Raw genomic sequence first — 17,866 nt, 5'->3', positions numbered from 1 at the left:
GCAGAGCAAACCGTTTCGATGCAGTCGAATACAGTTCTGAGCTCAAGGGGCCAAGGCCAACAGGTTCTCGATCAGCTCTTTCAGCTCCGAGCGCTGCTCAGCACCCTCTTGATACATCGAGCGCTGGAGGATTTGGTCGGCATTCATCAGAGGCCAGAATCGATCTGAAACGTCGTCTGGTTTCATCCCCACTGCGTCACCAATGATCTGCTTGGCATCGCTGGTATCGGTGAAATTAACCACGACACCGGCTTCTTGCAGAATCAAATCTGGACACAGGTAGTTCTCGATTTCACGCTTACGAGTCGAATAAAACGCCCGTCCAAGCCCTTCAACTTCCTGTTTTCGCTTGAGGTTTGTCTTGTGCTGAAAGGGATCACCAAGATCTGAGTCCAGGAAAACGCACCACGGCAGGCCAATTTCGTCGGCAAGCTGATGGGTGACCCAATGCTTCACGTTTCCACAGCCGCCAACGTGAATCGGGATAAGCCCCTGATCATCGAGATCGCGGTCAATAACGCTTGCCGCCTTGAGGGTGCTAGCTGTGTGACGCAGGAAGGTGATATCGCTCCTGCCCTCCACCAGGATGATTCCCTTCGCCCGCTCCATACCCGTTTCGGGGAGCACACCCAGGCTCTCGGCGGCCTCCTTGAGCACATCGTCATTGGGCATTTTGACGACAGGAATGCCGTTATCATCCTTGGTGACATAGCGGACGCCATCAATGGGCATCAGGCCGGCCAGGGCGGGGACGTGGGTGGTGACGATGATCTGTCGGTTGGGTTGGTTGGAAAGCTCCAGCAGCGCCTTCATCAGCATCATCTGGTAGTTGGGGTGCTGCGAAGTTTCTGGCTCTTCGATAGCATAAATTACATTGCGTGAGCTACCAATTGCAGCCTTCTCCGCTTCGGCGCGGAAGAAGTTGAGCAGGATCAGTCGGCGCACACCGCTGCCGCGCTTGTTGATGGGGATACCGTTCTCACCATCCAGGGTGAAGCTGAAGCTCCACTTGGGCTTTTCCTTGAAGCGCGGGGTCAACTCATTGGCCAGCTCGGGAGCCATTTCCCGCAGTTTGTCGAGGGTGCGGGCAGCGACATCTAGCACACTGGCTTCGATCTGCTGCTCCAGTGCGCTGATTTCATTCTGCAGCGCAGCCTGGGCTTCCTTGACCGCTTGCTGCAGGGGGTTCTTGGCCTCGGCATCGCCATCACTGCTTTCACGATCCGCCTTGAACAGGGCGAAGGTGGGCAGCTGGGCCTCGATCTTTTCCCAGATGGATTTGCTGTCAGTCGAAAGTCCTTTGCTGACGTCGAGCAGCATCTCCTGACAGGCGATGGGCTGTGCTGCTGCACGGATAGCCTGCCGCCACTGTGAGGCCACGCGCTTGTCAGCGACATGCTCGGCAACGCCTTGCTGCTCACCGAGCTTTTTCAGTTCAGCGATTTTCAAGCTCAGCAGCCCAGCCAACGCCTCATCCGCAGGGTGCTGGCAGTGGATGGCGGTTCGCTCCAGCTTGCCGGTACTGGCCTTGAAGGTTTTGACGATCTCCAGCGCACCCTCGGCGTTGAGCAGATACTCCTGCTCTAAGGAGGTCTCGGCATTTTCATCCAGCACCAGCGCCGCAGGCAGATCATCAAACTCACAGGCAATCTCGAACTGCTCAGCACCCTCGGCCAGGATGAAGCAGTTCATATCACTCTTGTCCGCCTTGACGTCGCCGCTCTCGAAGAAGATCGCCAAAGCTTCTAGGATGGTCGATTTGCCATAGTCATTACGACCAACGATGCCGGTCATGGCCTCGTCAATGGGAATGACCGTGGTTGTACGGTAGCCACGAAAATGGGTGAGCTTGACGGACCTGAGGCGCATGGGGATTTCCTTATCTACAGCTGGCCGGAGAAGGCTTTCTGGCTGATAGAAGAGAACACCAGCTCATCCAGAGATTTATTTTTATAAAGATGCGAATACAAACTCTCTACCTTTATAAGCCTGCGTTCAAATTCCTCCTGCAAATCTAGAGGCGGAACAAAAACCTTTATTCTCGATAATCCAGCTTGATCTATGGTTGTCATTGTCGACGTTTTCGCCTGCTGGAAAATTCTCGCCCTAACACTCGGCATTCTAAGCTGATAGTTTAGAAAAACTGGATTAACCTTTTCGAGGCAAGGCGACATCCGAATCAAATGACATTCAAATAATGCATTATCATCATCACCAAGATATATATTATTAAAACCAATACCCTCAAGCCTTAAAGATGATCTACAAAAAAGCAAATCGCCATACTTAAGCCCATAAGCGTCAATCTCTTTTTCTGTAGGCTCTATACGGCTCGCATCCTCGGAAAATGAAATTCTATTTCCCCGAAAAAGTTCTCCAACCCAAGCCACTGGGACAGATCCTCCGTACTCATCATTCTTCCTGAATAACCCATTATTCATTTTTCCGGTCGTTAACTCCCCCAAAACCGCTTCATTAAAACCTTTGGGGTTAGCTCCAGGGTCGCCGAACATGTCCAGAAACACGGCACGGAGGAAGTCGTCGGCGAGCTGGATGGCGTGCTGCCGTTTGCGGAGGATAGCCTCGGCCTTGTCGAGGATGGCGGCGATGCGCTTTTGTTCGGGTAGGGGTGGGAGAGGGATTTCCAATCCAGCCAAGTTTCCGCGAGAAATTCTTTGCCTCGTTGTACCAGTAACATGCCGATCTATCTGGTTTCTGAAGCGCTCTGAATTTATCAGATGCATCAGCCATCTGTTATCAATCCTTTCCGAATCAGGGCGTACGATACAAATATCAACGACCGTAACACATCTACCCATATCCTCAGGAAAGATACACGCACGGCCAATTGGGTCTGGCATTCGCGCGACCAAAATATCTCCAGCCTGCAGGTACGAGCACTTCAGCTCATCGGCCCTCTTAGAGGTCATAAATCGATTCGATTTATTAACAAACTCACCAACTCCGATGTCCGCCAGTTGGATTAGCCTTACATCGCCTTCAGGGTCTTGATCTTTGCTTTCTACCCAATCGCCATCAGAAAACAAGCCCGAGCGACTGATAGCCTCACTAAACTTAATTGCCGGCCAAATCACAACATCCCCTCCAACGCATCCAGATCCGCCAGGATCTCCTGCTCCAGCCCTTTGAGCCGTTGCAAAATCACCTTCGGGTCCTCAAAGGCTTCCTGCTGGTACTCCACTTCCTTGTAACGGTTGATGGAGAGGTCGTACTTGTTGGCGGCGATATCTTCGGCGGGTACGACAAAAGCCTTTTTGCGCTTGTCGCCGAACAGAGTGTTGATGGTGCTGGCGCTGAAATTGCCTCCGACCATCTGCCGGTATTTGTGCCACTGGGCGATTGCGTCGGGCAGGTCGTTGCTGCCCTCGCCTTTCAGCTCGGTGCGCTTGTCATCCAATGAGTAGCCGTCGGCCTGCAGGTCGTAGAACCACACACGCTCAGTCGTGCCACCTTTGGTGAAAATCAGGATGGCAGTACTAACGCCGGCATAAGGCTTAAATACACCGCTGGGCAGGCTGACAATGCCTTCCAGCTGGTTGTTGTCGAGCAGCTCCTGGCGCAGTTGCTGATGCGCCTTGGAGGAGCCGAACAGCACGCCGTCCGGCACGATGACGGCGGCCCGGCCACCAAGCTTGAGTAAGCGGAGGATATGAGCGACGAACAGCAGCTCGGTCTTTTTGGTTTTCACCAGGCCGAGCACGTCGGGGTTGGTGTTGGTTTCGTCCAAGCTGCCTTTAAACGGCGGGTTGGCCAGCACGACGTCGAAGAAGTCCTGCTCCTGACGCGGGTAGTGCTCCTTGATAGATTTGCTCAGGGAGTCCTGGTAGCGGATGTTAGCGCCGTTCACGCCATGCAGCATCATGTTCATGCTGGAGACACGCAGCATCGTAGTGTCGAAATCGAAGCCCCAGAACATCTCGCTGTTGATGTGCTGACGGCAGGGTTCGAGCAGGTCACCAGAATAGTGCAGGTTGCCGTCTTCGTCGGTGAAGGTACCTTCCGGGCTGGAATGGACGCGGTTGAGGTATTCCATGGTTCGGGCAAGGAAGCCAGCGGTGCCGCAGGACGGGTCGCAGATAACCTCAGTGGGCTGCGGGGCGATAAGCTCGATCATCGCATCGATGATATGGCGCGGCGTACGGAATTGGCCGTTGATGCCGGCAGTGGTAAGTTTGCTCAGCAAGTATTCGTAGATATCGCCCTTCACGTCGCTCTGAGTCAGCGGCAGGTCGTTTACCATCTCCACGGCCGAGGTGAGTACAGACTCGTTCTTGATCTCCAGATCGGCGTCCTGCATGTATTCGCTGATATGACCAAGACCTTCGCGCTCACCGCCCTCGCCCTCGGCGCTGCCAAGTTGGGCGAAGAACGGATAGACCTTTTTCTTGAGGTGGCTGTGTAGTTCCTTCCCGCTCATGTTGCGAAAGTTCTTCCAGCGCAGCAGTTGGCCTTCCGGTGTATTAGGAAACAGACGGTCGAAGACCTTGCCGGTGCGGTTAGCCTTGCGCTCGGCCACGTCTTCCTGCATGTCGAGCATGCGGGCGAACATCAGGTAGCTGATCTGTTCGATCACCGTCAGCGGGTTGGTGATACCGCCAGTCCAGAATTTTTCCCAGAGTTTGTCGATATCGTTGCGGATCTTGCCGGTGAGCATCAGGCGTTCTCGTAGTCGGTTTCAGTGTCGGATTCAGCGAGCAGGTCTTGATCTTCGGTGCTGCCAGTGAGCGCCTCAATGTTCTGCTCGGCAGGGATAAAGTCGATTTCCAGCGCAGCTTTGTCGGCGAAATAGGCAGGTAACTGGGCTTTGATGGCAGGCGCCAGGTTCTTGAATTCGCCCACCTGTTTGACCAGATTGCCCTTGCCGCTGACCAGTTGGCCTTCGGCCTTAACATATGCTTCGGTGGCGGTTTCCAAGCCCTTCTTGATTTTCTCAAAGCTAGCCAGGAAAGTGTTGAGCTTTTTGAACACGCCCTCTGCCCGACTGGCCAGCGCGGCGGTGTGCTTGTTCTGATCCTCATAGCGCCAGAGCTGGCGCACGATGTTAAGGCTGGTGAGCAGCGTGGTAGGTGTGGCCACCAGCACGTTGTTTTCGATGGCCTGCTGGAACAGGGTTTCGTCTGCTTTGAGTGCTTCGACGAAGGCCGACTCAATGGGGATGAACATGAATACCATGTCCGGAGAATTAAGCCCCGGCAGTTTGTAATAGTCGCGGTCAGCCAGTTCCTTGATGCGGCTGGCCACGGCCTGCACATGCTCTTTCAGGGCCTGCTTACGCTCTAAATCGTCTTCTGCGTTCACATAGCGGGTATAGGCGTTAAGCGAAACCTTGGCGTCGATGATCAGGTGCCTGGCCTGAGGCAGGTACACCACGGCGTCGGGGCGCTGGCGACCCTCCTCCGTGGTGATGCTGACTTCGCGCAGATAGTCCTTGCCCAACTGCAGGCCTGAGCGGTCGAGTACGTTCTCCAGCACCAGCTCGCCCCAGTTGCCCTGCAGCTTCTTCTGGCCGCGCAGCGCAGTGGACAGCTCATGGGCTTCGGTAGTGATCTGCTGGTTCAGCGTTTTCAGCTGTTCCAACTCTTTGCGCAGCTCGCCCTGCTGGGTGGTTTCGCGGTGGTGGATCTCTTGCACTTCACGTTTGAAGGTGTCGATGGACTGCTGGAACGGCGTCATCACAGCACTCAGGCTGACCTTACTGCTTTCCTGCAGAGCCTGGGTTTTCGCTTCGAGAATCTCGTTGGACAGCAGCTTGAATTGCTCGCTTAAGCCAGCTTTCTGCCGTTCAAAGTTGGCGAGCTCACGGGCATGGCTGGCCTCGCGTTCATCCAGTTCGGCCCTAAGTTTGGTTTCCTGGCGCTTGATCTCTGCCTGGTCGCCCTGCAGCGTTTCAATCTTTTCGCCTGCGGTCTTCATCTGCTCCTTCAGCTCTGCCAGCTGTGTCCGAGCATCCGTGTTGGCAGCCTCAAAGCCTTTGGCTTTTTTTCCCTCTTCGGCCAGTGCTGACTTGAGACCACTGACCGATTCACGCTCTTGCTGAAGCAAGGTATTCGCCTGCTCCAGACGACTCTGGTAGTCCTCAACTTTCGCGTTAAGGCTCCGAATTTCAGTCACCGCCGTTTCATGCTGAATGACCGCTTCATGATGTTGTTTGACAGACTGCTCCAGCTTGGCCTCCAGGGTTGCATGACGATCCTTAGCTTCCTGGTGTTCCTGAGTCAGCCGCGTCACACCGTCGAACGCTCCCTGCAGCTTGGTTTTCAGGGTGCTCTCGGCGACCTGGAGCTCATGCACTAGTGCTTCCGCGGCCATGAGCTTCTCACTCAACGCGGCGCTGCCGGCCACTGCTGTCGTTTGAGCCAGTTGGGCCTGCTCAAGCTCGGCCGCTAGCTGACTGAGTTGCCGGCCCTGACGCAGTGCTGCCGCGAAATGGCCCAGCAATGCGCAAGCCAGTGCGAGTACAACTGTGATGACGATGATATCGGTGGTCCATTGACTGGCTTGCATGTGCACTCCTAGTGACTGGTAGGCGGGTTATCCCCGCGCAAGAAGGGCTTGAGCACGGCCACCAGCACGCCCACATCGGCGGGGGCAAACACACCGTCGATGCCTTCGTGGGAAATGCTAGAAAACGGTGCGTCGTAGAGCTTTTCGATGACGATGCTGCCGTGCTGGGCAATGTAGCTTTTCAGCAGATTCATGAAGCGCACCTGCTGGGCCGTGAGGCTGGGATGGGTATGCAGGAACTGGGCAAAATGCTGCTCAATGGCCTGTACATCCAGGCCAATCAGCTCGCGCACAGTCAACTGCAGCTCGCTGGCGGTGCGGCCATAGAACTCGTTCAGCACTTGCAGACTGATGCCAGGATGAGTAGTAAGGATGGTCGAGGTGAGCGAGTTCAGCTCCTGCTCAGCAATAGGTTCGCCCTTGTGGATTTTCTGCAGGGTCGGGTTGGCAGCCAGCATGCCGTCGAGGATGTCCTTGAGGCGGTGCCGGTAGATCATCGCCTCGTTGGCCCCGGGAATCTTGATCTGACGTTCAGCCACCTGAACGCCGCCATCGGCGGTGCGAGTGCCGGGCGTGCTGTAGAGCACTCCCTCACCCGACTTGCGATATTTCATGATTCCGCGCAACTCCTGCCGAGCTCGTTCCAGCTTGCCCACATTGGCGTTGAGCCAGAAGTCCGCGCTACGCACCTCCGCAATCAAGGCATCCTTCTGGCGCACGGCCTGAATGTTGATGGCGAGCTTGTCGATCTCATCCAACAAGGTGATCTTGCCATCCTCGAAACAACTGGCGTTTTCCACCAGGCAGCGCTCGATGGCGGCGATAAGTTTGTCGAGCGCAGTGGCATGTTTGTCGCGCAGCACACGAGCCGACATCAGCGGGGCAATGGTATTTTCCAGCAAATGCTGGGTCTTGGCGTCGAACTTTTGCAGCTGGTCGCGCTGCTGCAATTGGTGCACAGCCCGCAACTCGCGCTTGACGGCAACGCTGCTCTCCGGCAGGTCATTGATGTCGGCACGCAGCAGCTCAATGGCGGTATCAAAGGCGGCGGCATGGTTCTGTTTGAGAGCCGCCTGCGCCAGTTCCAGACGCGCTTCGAAGGTGGTTTGCAGGAGCGACTTGCCGCTCTTGTCATCTGGCTCTTCGTACTCCTGCTCGAAGAAGTCGAAGTTGCCGTAGTGATCGAAGATGAGGAACTCGCTTTTGTGCTTGCCCTGACCAAACAGATTGGGGCGCAGGCGTGTGCCGCGCCCGATCATCTGCCAGAACTTCACCCAGGACTTCACCGGCTTAGCGAATACCAGGTTAACCACTTCGGGCACATCGATGCCGGTGTCGAGCATGTCTACCGAGATGGCGATGCGGAAGTCGTTCTCTGGTTTCTTAAATTCTTTGATCAGCGTACCCACGTGCGGGATTTGGTTGTGGATGACCTTGCAGACCTTACTGCCATACTGTGGGTAGAGCTTGCAGAAGAGTTTTTCCAAGTGCTCAGCATGGTCCTGACGCTGGGCAAAGACGATGGTCTTGCCGACCAGTGACCCTGTCTCATCCTTGATGCCGTTGTCGATCAGGTTTTCCAGAATCAAGCGGTCGGTGTCTTCGCTGAAGATCTTGCGACCGATATCCTTGCCGGCGATGGTGGTGCGCTTGGCCTCCTCCTCGCCGAGGTCCTCTTCAAGCTGACGTTGCTGTTCTTCGTTCAGGTCGTTGTAGTGAATGCCGTCGCGTAGGAAATCGGTGGTAAGGTCCTTAACGCGGAACGGCACCAGGTACGGCGGATCGTTGTTGATGGCTGCATCGAGACCGAACTCGAAGGTCGGGTCGGTCGTCTCGCAGTCGAACATGTCGAAGGTATTGCGGCTGATGAACTTTACCGGGGTGGCGGTTAGGCCTACCTGCAGGGCATCAAAGTAGTCGAACAGGTCGCGGTACTTGTTGTAGATGCTACGGTGGCTTTCGTCGGCAATGATCAGGTCGAAGAAGCCCACATCAAGCTGGGCGAAGCGGCTCATCATGCCCGGGTAGGTGGCGATGTAGACACGTGCAGTCTGATCGACCTTGTTGGTTTCACCGATCACGCAGCGCGGCTCGCTGGGTAGGTTCTGCTTGAAAGCGTCATCAGCCTGGACGCGCAGTTCCTTGCGGTCACACAGGAACAGCACGCGCTTGGCCCAACCGGTGCGCAGTAACAGCTCGGCCAAGGCGATGGACACGCGGGTCTTACCAGTGCCGGTGGCCTGAATGATCAGCGCACGACGACGCTGCTGCTGGAAGTTAGCGGCAACCGTCTTGATCGCTTCGATTTGATAAGGGCGGTCAGCGATGTTCAGATCCGGGTTATGACGCTCCAGCTCCGCTTTGCGGTATTGACGCTGATAGATCAGGTATTCGAGGCTGTCTTTGCTATAGAGGCCGTACACCGGGCGGTAGGTGTTGTATTGCGCGTCGTCCCAGATGAAGGTCTCGTAGCCGTTGCTGTAGAAAATCACCGGGCGCTGCATGCCCATGCGCTCGAAGCCATCGGCATACATCCGGGCCTGTTCGCGTCCGGCCTGCAGACTGACATTGCCGGATTTCTTGGCCTCGATCACAGCCAGCGGTTGGCCGTTGTCACCCCATAGCACGTAGTCAGCACGGCCCTTGCCAGAGACGTTATCGGGAAAGTCGACGTCCACTTCCTGGCCTACCTGCGAGGGATTGCTGATATCCCAGCCCGCCTGAACCAGCATGGCATCAATCAGCAGAGCGCGGGTCTTGGCTTCGTTCCACTGCAGGCTGTCGGCAACTTTCTGACTCTGCTGCTGACGGTGCTGCTTATCCGGCGTAGCAGGCGGCTCCAGCTTATCAAGATTGCGGGTGCGCTCCTGCTCCAGCTTATCCATGACGCGCTGCAGCTCTTCCTGCTGCTGAGTGAGCTCCTTCTCGTAGCTGGAGACGGTCTTCTGCAGGCTAGCGAGAGTCGCAGTCGGATCCTGCACCTCGGCAAAGGGCGAAATATCAGCCTGTGCGGTGCCGTAGTACTTGATGGCCATGTACATGGCCAGTTGATGGGCGGTCTTCAGTGCCAACTGCGCATTGCGCAGGTCACCTTCCGCACCGTGAGCGGTGTCATTGCCCTGGATACGCAGGAAGTTGATTTGGTGAACCAGAGGCTTGCTGACGCAATCGGTGAATACCGAGCTTTTAACCAGTTCGTAAAAGGTCGACTGCGGCATACGCGGCAGCAATTCTTCCTTGTAGATACCTTTGGTCAGCTCCTCGGCAAAACTGCGCAAGCGCGTCAGAGCGCTGCCCGGATCAATATGGATCACGGCCTCGGCCAGGCCAGCTAGGTTTGCCAGCAACTCGTTGCCGGGACGAAGGAACTCGAAGTTGACTGATTTCATATAGGCGATTCTGTCCATAACCATCCTCTGAGCGAGGATCGTGCCAAGTTTCTATTCGACGTCGTACTTGCTCATCCAGTTTGTCAGCGTTTGCTGGCTTTTCAGCCCCAGCAGGCTGGCTGCCCGGGTCTTATTGTGCCCGGTCACTTTCAGGGCCTGACGCAGATAGCGCCTTGCGGTATCTGCAATTATCCCTTGTAAATCAATAGTTTGAGAAAAACTCTCAAGCTGTTCAGCATGCCCATCTTGAGGTATCTGGAACAGCGCCTGCTCTATGTCTCCAGCCTCGATCAAATCGCCCCGGCACCACAGCGCTGCACGTAACAGGGCCGATTGCAACTCACGAACATTACCGCGCCAAGGATGGCGAAGAATAAGATTTTTTGCCTCTGCGGAAATTTTCTTATCGCCTAGAGTGTCATCTTGCTTGGCGGTCTCCCCGAGCAAGGCGTCAGCCAGGAGCAACAGATCACCCTCTCGCTCGCGTAATGGCGGCAAGTGCAAAACGCCAACGGCGACTCGATAAAACAGATCCTCACGGAAACGCCGTTCCGCCACCGACTGCATGAGATTGCGGTGGGTAGCCGTAATCAGGCGTACGTTGACCCGCACCTCCTGACTACTGCCCACTGGCGTAATCACTCCATCCTGCAACACCCTCAGCAAACGCACCTGAGCATCTGCCGTCAGTTCGCCAAACTCATCAAGGAACAGGGTGCCGCCATCCGCTTGCTGGAACACTCCTACGCGATTTTCCACCGCGCCGGTGAAAGCCCCTTTACGATGGCCAAACAAGGTAGAGTCGATCAGGTCTGGTGGAATAGCCCCGCAGTTAAGCGCAATGAAAGGCGCTGACGAACGCGGACCAGCGTTATGGATGGCTCTGGCAAACAACTCTTTACCAGTGCCTGTCTCTCCATAGAGCAACACCGGGACCTGCTTCTGAGCCAGCACCTGTGCCTGCGATTTGAGCAGCAGCATGCGCTCGCTTTGCGTGATGATGCTGGCGAAGGCGGCATCAACCGGCGCTCGACTGTCGGCGAGGCGCAACAGCTTGTCGGCACTGATGGCGTTGGCGGCTGGCACATACTCGGCCGCAATCTCAAATGGCACATCAACCTTCTGCACCCCCTGCTCCAGCGAGGACTGATAGAAAGTCACCGGGTAGCGGGTCTTGCCCAGGAGAATCCACACAGCCTGCATGGCCGGAGTGCCAGGGCTGAGGAGAATGGAAAGGTGGTTGGAATACAGGTGCAGGCGCGTCAGGTGAGCATTGGCAGCCTGGTAGATATCCCCGAAATGTACAGGGCTCGTCAGTGACTCATAACTGACGGTGACCGGCATACAGACCCGCTCACGGAGCCAGGCGACATAAGGCTCGACCAACTCAGACGGATAAGACGAAAGCAGTTCCGCGCGATCAAAGGATTGCGCTCTTAGCGTCGCCAGTACAGGCCCAGTTTCACTGCCCGACAACGCCTTCAGATCGTTCCCTCCGACCCAGCAGAGCAGCACCTTCTGCTTTGTAGACACGCCTTCCAATCCCCTAGGTCCTCTCGCGTCCAGATGCGCGGCTTGCTGGCATTGTGCCTTGTGGCAAAGATGCCGGATAGTAAATCATCTGGTTAGATTCAATCGCGCTACTGCCTTGGCTGTGAAAAATATGAAGATCACGCTGAGAACCGCTCAAAGTAACCGACTACCCTGCGCAATCAGATCATGCATGGCGGCGCTACGTGGAACAGCAGCTGCTTCAACCATGATCAGTTGCGTGATTGTGCCAACCTGCTCGGCAAGCGGGTGCCGGTCATCATTCTGCTGATGCTGGATAACCCAGGAGCGCTGTGGGGGATGGTTGTTATCCGTTTATTGTTTAGCCAGATGACTTCGATTGGTACAGAGGTCACCTGACAGACAACACTACTAGTGAATCGGCGGGACTACATCGCCGCCTCATGTTCACCCGTGCAACCGCAGTCAGCAACGCTATCCCCTGACCGCGCCAAGCGCTCTCCCCACCAGCGGCACACTCGCTACCTCCGCATCAACCAAGCACCCGGCTTCCAAATCAAACGGCAGCGCCCACAACTGCAGCCCTTCCCCATAATCAAACACTGGCAACGCCCGCTGCAAACCAGCCCAGTATGGATAAATCAGTACCAGTCTCGGCACGTTTCCGCCGTTACGGTATTTATGGCCGTACGCGAACAGTTGGTAAAAATCACTTTGCCTCAGGTTGTAGTTATGCTCAGCGTTGCGTTGGTCAATGCGTTTCCACTTAGTGTCCAACACCCAGCGTTGCTCGGCAGTATCAATGAGCAAGTCCGGCTTCAACCGAAATACTCCTCTGTCACCATGGAGGCAGAGGTCCGCTTGTGAGGTCTGCGCTGTCAGCTCAACACCCGGCCTCAACTGCTTGCCAAGCGACTGCTGCACATAGTTCTCGAACAACCGCTCCATCGGGAAAAGCAAGCTTACCCCTTGCCAAGTGCCCTGTACCGCAACCGGCATCTGCTGGTTCAAGACAAGCTCGCACCAGGGCCTGATGGCGCCGTAATGTGCCATCAGGCGATCACGGCTCCACAGGCGGAAATCCTGTGCGACGCGCCGGCTGGCAGGTATTTCTGCTAACAAGGCGCGCAGCTCGTTGGCGAGACGCCAGTTGGCAGGCAGTTGGGTTACCTTGGCGACCTGTTCCAATGCGAGTTTCAGCAACCGGTTTTCCGCACGGTCCGGCAGATAGACGTCATGACGCACTTGAAACTGGTGCTGCCGGCCCGGGGGCTGGCGGAGCTGCGCCACTACATTGAGCTGGCCACGCAAAAAGGGTCGCTCCTCCTCGACACGTGTGTAGTCGAAACGAATACCGCGTTTCACTAAAGCATCCAGCTCATTCAGATACTGCCCCATCACCCATTCAGTGAGCGGTGCATCGAACAATTCCAGCGCCGTAACTGATACCTGCCGTGGCTTTAAAAACAGCGCGGCTTGAATCAACTTTCGTAACAGCGTGCGGCTCTTGACCACGCAGTCACCTTGTTCGAAATGCTTGGGCAGTATTTCAAGCCGAGTGCCGCAGGGAGTTTCGATAACGCCCACATAGCTGTCCCATTTAAGCGACTGCCGGCCCTCGACCTGCAGCAGGGTAGCGCCAGCGCGGTTGAAGCTTGCGCTGAGGTCGCACAGCCAGTCGAACGCCGTTTCCGAGATGTGCGCGCAATCCAGGTTGTCCGGCGGCACCGGCGCCGTGGTAAGCCTGGCGTACTCCCGAACGATAACGTTCGTGCTCACGCCGATTGCTCCTCCGGGGAAATGACATCCTGAGTGCCAGCATGGGTACTGATCACCCCGGCATAAGCCGTAGGTCGACTGAACGCTAGTGGGTTGATACGCCACACTTGGCCCTGCGCAGGTACCTTGTCGCCAAATAGCGCCAGCAAATTCTGGGTTTCGCGCAGCACGAAACAATCGGAGACGGGTTTACGGTGGTCGTTCAATACCCATTGGATGCGTTGCCAATCTTCAAAGAAGTACTCCTGCAACAGCGGCAGTACTTGATTGCGGAAAATCAGCTCTAACTGGGCCAGCGTGCCGCCGTTGATCAATGGCATAAAGTAGGCGTGCCCCAAGCAGTGCTCGCGATCGAGCAGCACTTCAATACGCTGGTTCATTACCCTCAACAACTGGCCAATATTCACCCCCTCGACCGTAGTGCCATCCAGCAAATGTGGTTCTGGCAACATTTCTCTGAACACAAAGCGGCGGCGCAACGCGATGTCGAGCCCGGCTAGCGAACGGTCTGCGGTATTCATAGTGCCGATGATGTGCACATTCTGAGGCACGGTAAACGGCTTCTTCGAATAGGGCAGTTGCAGGCTGAGCGCTTCATCCGCACCATCGCGCTTGGATGGCTCGATCAGGGTGATCAGTTCACCGAAAATACGCGACACATTGCCTCGGTTGATCTCATCGATGATGAGCACATAAGGCGTGTCTACTGGCGAGGCGGATACTGAGGGTTCGACGGCTTTAACACCTTCGTGCTGCAGGTAAGTCAGCAAGTCTGCCCAAGTGAAGCGGTTCATCGCGTAGACGGTTTTCAACGTGAACTGACGGCCATCGTTGATGGGCAGTATGGACAGGTTGATGTCCCGATAAAGCCAACGCACTGAGCGCACATGCCGATAGTGAGGGTTCACCCCATCAGGCACTTTGGCTTCATACCGGTACTCGCTGGACACTACTCCAATGGCGCCGACCTTCTCGGCCGACTGGATACATAACAGAATGTCCCCAACTGCAATTTGCTCAGCAAAGTAGTGGAGTGTGCCTTTGTCGCCTGAGCCCAGGCCCTGGTAATAGTCATTGGCTTCGTAGTCTTCACTTAAGTCCCCGCTTTGGCCCCATCCAATGCGAGCCTCGCCGTGCGTCAGGCAGTAGTTTTTGCTGGGCGACGTGCCAGAGCCATCGATGGAAATTTTCCAGATAGCGGCGTTGGGACGAACTCCCAAGTCTGCAACCGGCTGCGTCTTGGCGTCGTCGCAGATCCGCTTGAATACACCCGCTTCTATGGGGTAACGCAACTGCCCCGTTTCACTGTCTGAATCCGCGCGGATGCCCTCGACAAAGTCTTCATAGCTAAAGCTCTGATGGAAGGTGACGAAGCGCACGCGCCCCGCAGAAGCAAAGCGCTCGAACTCGGCTTTCAACCGCTGGCGAGCTTCAGGAGAGTTGCCGGTGTTCTGCGCCAGGAACTCGGGCGCAAGAATTGCCAATGCCTGGTTGATAGTGGCGTACGTTTTGCCGGTACCGGGCGGGCCGAACAATATTTGATTGAGCGGGGGCTTGGTTGCCGACAAGTCGATAACAGCCTCCGGGCATTCTGGTTCAGCCTGGCCATAGTCACTAGGTACCAACCCACTCCCCTTCAATGGTAATTGTCGGTTCTCAAGTACCTTGTCCACGGTTTTCATCCAAGCCTCTACATCAGCTTGAGTGGGACAGCGTTGCGCGCTGATTTCCCAGCCTTCTTCTTGCGCATCCATCAGCGCCCGATGATCCGCGACCCCGCGAACCGAACAGCAAATTTCACCGCCGTACCAGTAAAGGGTGAATGCGGGCTTTCCTTTCAAACTGTTTTGCTCTCGCACACCAATTCGAATATCCGCTGGGGAAATATTCACTGTCCAGTGATCGGCCTGAGGGTAGTGTTCACGGAAGCACTTGAGCAGCATCCAGACCCACGCCTGTTCCTCAGCTGTACCTTTGTCCAGAAGCTGAATCACACGCTGATCGGCATAGCCCTCAATCGCACCTCGCGCGATCTGTCGCTGGTACTCAAGCCACTGCTTTAGCCCGTTCTGCACGTTGTTGCTGTTGCTCGCACCAATCTGCGCAAATTCACCGCCTGGGCCGTATTGCCGATAGAGCGTAGTCAGCTCATCCACATCGGTGATCAGAAGCACTTGGCGCCCCAAGTGGTTGCTGATGGTATTAAGGCCAGAACGGTAGCTACTGGCTGTATTCGGTGATTTTCCGGTATCGGTCAACCAGACTTTGAACAGCTTTCCTTGTACATCACTCACAGGCGTACTCCAGTATTTTTGAGCGTCAAACAGGCACAACCGAGGTCAGCATGAAAAGGTTTGATAACGCTTCGCCCTGAGCCAGCATGGCCCTAGCTATTGATCCTGAAGATCGATTACAAGCACCAGCATTCCATTGGCGCTTGCAAGACAACCGCTGGTCTGGTTAACGACGGCGAAGGATTGCCGACGCCCTATCCCGCTCCGCCTCACTGTGGCCATAAGAAGCCGCGATGATTCTCAGCTCGTCGTTGGACTTCGACTCCAGCCCCCTGAGACGACGCTCCAACACGTTCGCGGCCATCCGGACACTTGCCTCGGACCCACTGTCTGCTGATCTTGCTATGCGCTGGAGAACATCGTCAGGCTCCTTTTCAAACAGCTCACGTCGTTCTCGCTGTTTACTCATCTCCTCTCGCACTTTTTCAGCGGCTGCCGTTGCTGCCGCTACCGCGATCGCTGATATCGCTTTTTTGGCGTTATCCACCGTCACCGTCTCAACGATTTTGTCCTTGCCTTTCTGGATAGCCGCATCCAATGTGTCGCGCCAGCCCATGAGTTTCTCCCTGATGCGGTACCTGGGCCATCCCGCCCGATAACCCGTACCTAAGGGATCGACGCAATTGCCCAGATCTTTAGCAGCACCCGAAGAACTAGTAGGCATTCGTGCCCAGGGTCTGATTCAGCGGTCTTTGTACCTGGGCAACATCTCTTTCAGGCCTGCAGAAACTTTATGGCGTATCCGGACACTAGTGATGTAATTGTCGATCTCCCAGGTCAACAGTTGTTCAGCTATGTCTTGATGACCAGCCAGGATTGCCAGATTTCGCGGCGTGTTACCGTCATTGTTCTTGGCATCAATGTCCACGCCAAACATAAAATGCTTTTCGGAAAAGTACTTGGTCGCTTTGAAATGGCCGTTAGCAGCAAGCCAATGAACAGGCGTGTTCCCTTCTCCATCTCGACTGTTGAGACATCCCCCTTCTGCATGCCGCTTTTCCAGCGTTTTCAGCTTTCCTTGCTTGGCGGGCAGGTGCACGTACTTGTCATTTTCTATAAATGCGCCAACCCCCTTGTACTCAAGGATCGCCTTGTCTCCTTCGGCACCAAGCGCCTGCAACGGCCCAATCAGCGCTGTACGGTTCAACCGATAAGCAATGTCCAGCGGGGTATGCCCAGCGTAATCCCTGTCATTCAGCGCCTGCGGGTTGAGCTGAGACAGAGGAGCGATGCAATCCAGTAGCACGCAAACGTGCCAGTCTCCCATCCCGTGGGCTTGCATGTCGTGGCTGCAATATCCCGTGGGAGCCAACGCCTGCTCAAGAAGTGTGATCACAGTGGTGGAGTACGTCATGGTTCGTCCCTGAATGAATTGAACCGAAAGAATGAACGTCGCAGGTAACTCGGTCAACGCAGCTCCTGAGCCTGGTGCAAGAGGTAGCCTTGCGTCCGCCACCTCTATGCTGTCTGAACGAGCCGCAGATGGCGATCATCGAAGCCGACTTTGGCATGCTGAATGGGCAGCTTGTGGTACCAAGCCGCAAGGCCTTGATGAAATACGTGCTGCAGCGCTACCACATCGACCCACGCAACCTCCCAACCTCGCAACCAGCCCCGAAGTCCAGCAGATCGTGGTCAAAAATCTCAAAGAACTGCGCCCTTAGCGGATGAACGACTGGTTCAGCCAGGCCCAGGGCGCCCCAGGCGGCTGACATTTTTATAGATTCGATGCCGATTCGTTTATGGCGCGTAGCTCTAACAGCACCGTCCATCGGAATCCAGGCAACGCAGCGTTCCAACTGGTATTCCAAGCAAGTTGGCCAAATAATTATTTACTCGCTAGAACATATAGATACCGACTGGTTTCAAATTACCCCGGCCCACCAAATCCCAAAGAAGAAGACGCCCTCGGGCGTCTTTTTTTGTGCCTGGGGTTTTGGGGTGCGCGAGCCCCAAAATCAGATTTCACCCCTTCCGTGTAGGGCGTTTCCCAAAGATACTCCCAACGCCTGTTTTCCGTTGCAGTCGTTTTTTAGCGTTCTAGGCTCGGTGGGTCGTTGTTCATCAACGACCAGCTTTGACAGGCTGATGACGACCATACACACGGTTTTGCCTATGGCGGCTGTGTGTGGGGCACCTCGTGTGCGCCGGTTTGGTCTTCACCGGTCTGTCAACCCATACACGGCTGCCACCACTTGTTTGACAGCAAGCGACTTTGTCCTCCTGTTGCAGCGCTACCAGATCGACCACCGCAACCTGGCCGTACTACCCGAGGCGCAGCAACTGGTGGTTAGCAATCTCAAGGAACTGAAGCCCTGGCTATTGAATGACTGATTGTCGAGTGCCGCGGCGAGGGGCTTGATACCC

At 55.6% G+C, this 17,866-nt stretch carries 11 protein-coding genes and 2 pseudogenes; 3 read left to right on the top strand and 10 right to left on the bottom strand.

Annotated features, from left to right (window positions below):
• Positions 1–42: 42 nt before the first annotated feature.
• Genes IRZ77_RS07020 through IRZ77_RS06995 form a run of 6 tightly spaced genes read right to left on the bottom strand, consistent with a single transcriptional unit; the run spans position 43 to position 11,447 of the window.
• Entirely contained in the window at positions 43–1,869 is a 1,827-nt protein-coding gene (locus tag IRZ77_RS07020) for an AAA family ATPase (protein WP_196173172.1), read from the bottom strand.
• A gap of 14 nt (positions 1,870–1,883) precedes the next feature.
• A complete protein-coding gene (locus IRZ77_RS07015; RefSeq protein ID WP_196173171.1) occupies positions 1,884–3,095 on the bottom strand; it encodes a restriction endonuclease subunit S in 1,212 nt (403 codons plus the stop codon).
• Positions 3,092–4,675, bottom strand: coding sequence for a type I restriction-modification system subunit M (locus IRZ77_RS07010; protein ID WP_196173170.1), 1,584 nt, complete (start codon positions 4,673–4,675; stop codon positions 3,092–3,094). The genes IRZ77_RS07015 and IRZ77_RS07010 overlap by 4 nt, the downstream gene beginning before the upstream one ends.
• Complete coding sequence (gene rmuC / locus IRZ77_RS07005; RefSeq protein ID WP_196173169.1) at positions 4,675–6,525, bottom strand: DNA recombination protein RmuC; 1,851 nt, start codon at positions 6,523–6,525, stop codon at positions 4,675–4,677. Before rmuC ends, IRZ77_RS07010 begins: the two co-directional genes overlap by 1 nt.
• A gap of 8 nt (positions 6,526–6,533) precedes the next feature.
• The gene (locus IRZ77_RS07000) at positions 6,534–9,914 is read right to left on the bottom strand and encodes a DEAD/DEAH box helicase family protein (protein WP_196173168.1); all 3,381 of its coding nucleotides are present in this window, start codon (positions 9,912–9,914) and stop codon (positions 6,534–6,536) included.
• Positions 9,915–9,965: 51 nt separating this feature from the next.
• Positions 9,966–11,447 (bottom strand): sigma-54 interaction domain-containing protein, encoded by a 1,482-nt coding sequence (locus IRZ77_RS06995; RefSeq protein ID WP_196173203.1) that lies wholly within the window; start codon positions 11,445–11,447, stop codon positions 9,966–9,968.
• Between the two features lie 186 nt (positions 11,448–11,633).
• On the opposite strand from IRZ77_RS06995, the gene IRZ77_RS06990 reads away from it, so the two are divergent.
• Positions 11,634–11,825: a hypothetical protein gene (locus IRZ77_RS06990; RefSeq protein ID WP_408003927.1), complete on the top strand. Its 192-nt coding sequence runs from the start codon at positions 11,634–11,636 to the stop codon at positions 11,823–11,825.
• A 75-nt stretch (positions 11,826–11,900) separates the two neighbouring features.
• Here the strand turns inward: IRZ77_RS06990 and IRZ77_RS06985 are convergent, their stop codons facing one another.
• The 4 genes from IRZ77_RS06985 to IRZ77_RS06970 all read right to left on the bottom strand — a co-directional run bounded on the left by IRZ77_RS06985 (position 11,901) and on the right by IRZ77_RS06970 (position 16,853).
• Entirely contained in the window at positions 11,901–13,205 is a 1,305-nt protein-coding gene (locus IRZ77_RS06985; RefSeq protein WP_196173167.1) for an McrC family protein, read from the bottom strand.
• A complete protein-coding gene (locus IRZ77_RS06980) occupies positions 13,202–15,499 on the bottom strand; it encodes an AAA family ATPase (protein ID WP_328314401.1) in 2,298 nt (765 codons plus the stop codon). Before IRZ77_RS06980 ends, IRZ77_RS06985 begins: the two co-directional genes overlap by 4 nt.
• Positions 15,500–15,665: 166 nt before the next feature.
• Entirely contained in the window at positions 15,666–16,055 is a 390-nt protein-coding gene (locus IRZ77_RS06975; RefSeq protein WP_196173166.1) for a hypothetical protein, read from the bottom strand.
• 126 nt (positions 16,056–16,181) lie between these two features.
• Positions 16,182–16,853, bottom strand: a complete 672-nt coding sequence (locus IRZ77_RS06970; protein ID WP_196173165.1) for an ankyrin repeat domain-containing protein — start codon at positions 16,851–16,853, stop codon at positions 16,182–16,184.
• Between the two features lie 113 nt (positions 16,854–16,966).
• On the opposite strand from IRZ77_RS06970, the pseudogene IRZ77_RS06965 reads away from it, so the two are divergent.
• Both IRZ77_RS06965 and IRZ77_RS06960 read left to right on the top strand, forming a co-directional pair.
• Positions 16,967–17,163: pseudogene (locus IRZ77_RS06965) on the top strand (WYL domain-containing protein); the annotation flags it as partial.
• Between the two features lie 559 nt (positions 17,164–17,722).
• Positions 17,723–17,833 (top strand): annotated as a pseudogene (locus IRZ77_RS06960) (WYL domain-containing protein); the annotation flags it as partial.
• Positions 17,834–17,866: the final 33 nt, after the last annotated feature.

The organism is Pseudomonas pudica, from assembly GCF_015680405.1.
Taxonomy (GTDB): Bacteria; Pseudomonadota; Gammaproteobacteria; order Pseudomonadales; family Pseudomonadaceae; genus Aquipseudomonas; species Aquipseudomonas pudica.
This window is presented reverse-complemented; position numbering and strand designations above follow the sequence as displayed.

Coding starts and splice junctions, on each gene's coding strand:
- IRZ77_RS07020 (WP_196173172.1), bottom strand. CDS start 1,869: ATGCGCCTCAGGTCCGTCAAGCTCACCCATTTTCGTGGCTACCGTACA.
- IRZ77_RS07010 (WP_196173170.1), bottom strand. CDS start 4,675: ATGCTCACCGGCAAGATCCGCAACGATATCGACAAACTCTGGGAAAAA.
- rmuC (WP_196173169.1), bottom strand. CDS start 6,525: ATGCAAGCCAGTCAATGGACCACCGATATCATCGTCATCACAGTTGTA.
- IRZ77_RS07000 (WP_196173168.1), bottom strand. CDS start 9,914: ATGAAATCAGTCAACTTCGAGTTCCTTCGTCCCGGCAACGAGTTGCTG.
- IRZ77_RS06990 (WP_408003927.1), top strand. CDS start 11,634: ATGCATGGCGGCGCTACGTGGAACAGCAGCTGCTTCAACCATGATCAG.
- IRZ77_RS06975 (WP_196173166.1), bottom strand. CDS start 16,055: ATGGGCTGGCGCGACACATTGGATGCGGCTATCCAGAAAGGCAAGGAC.
- IRZ77_RS06970 (WP_196173165.1), bottom strand. CDS start 16,853: ATGACGTACTCCACCACTGTGATCACACTTCTTGAGCAGGCGTTGGCT.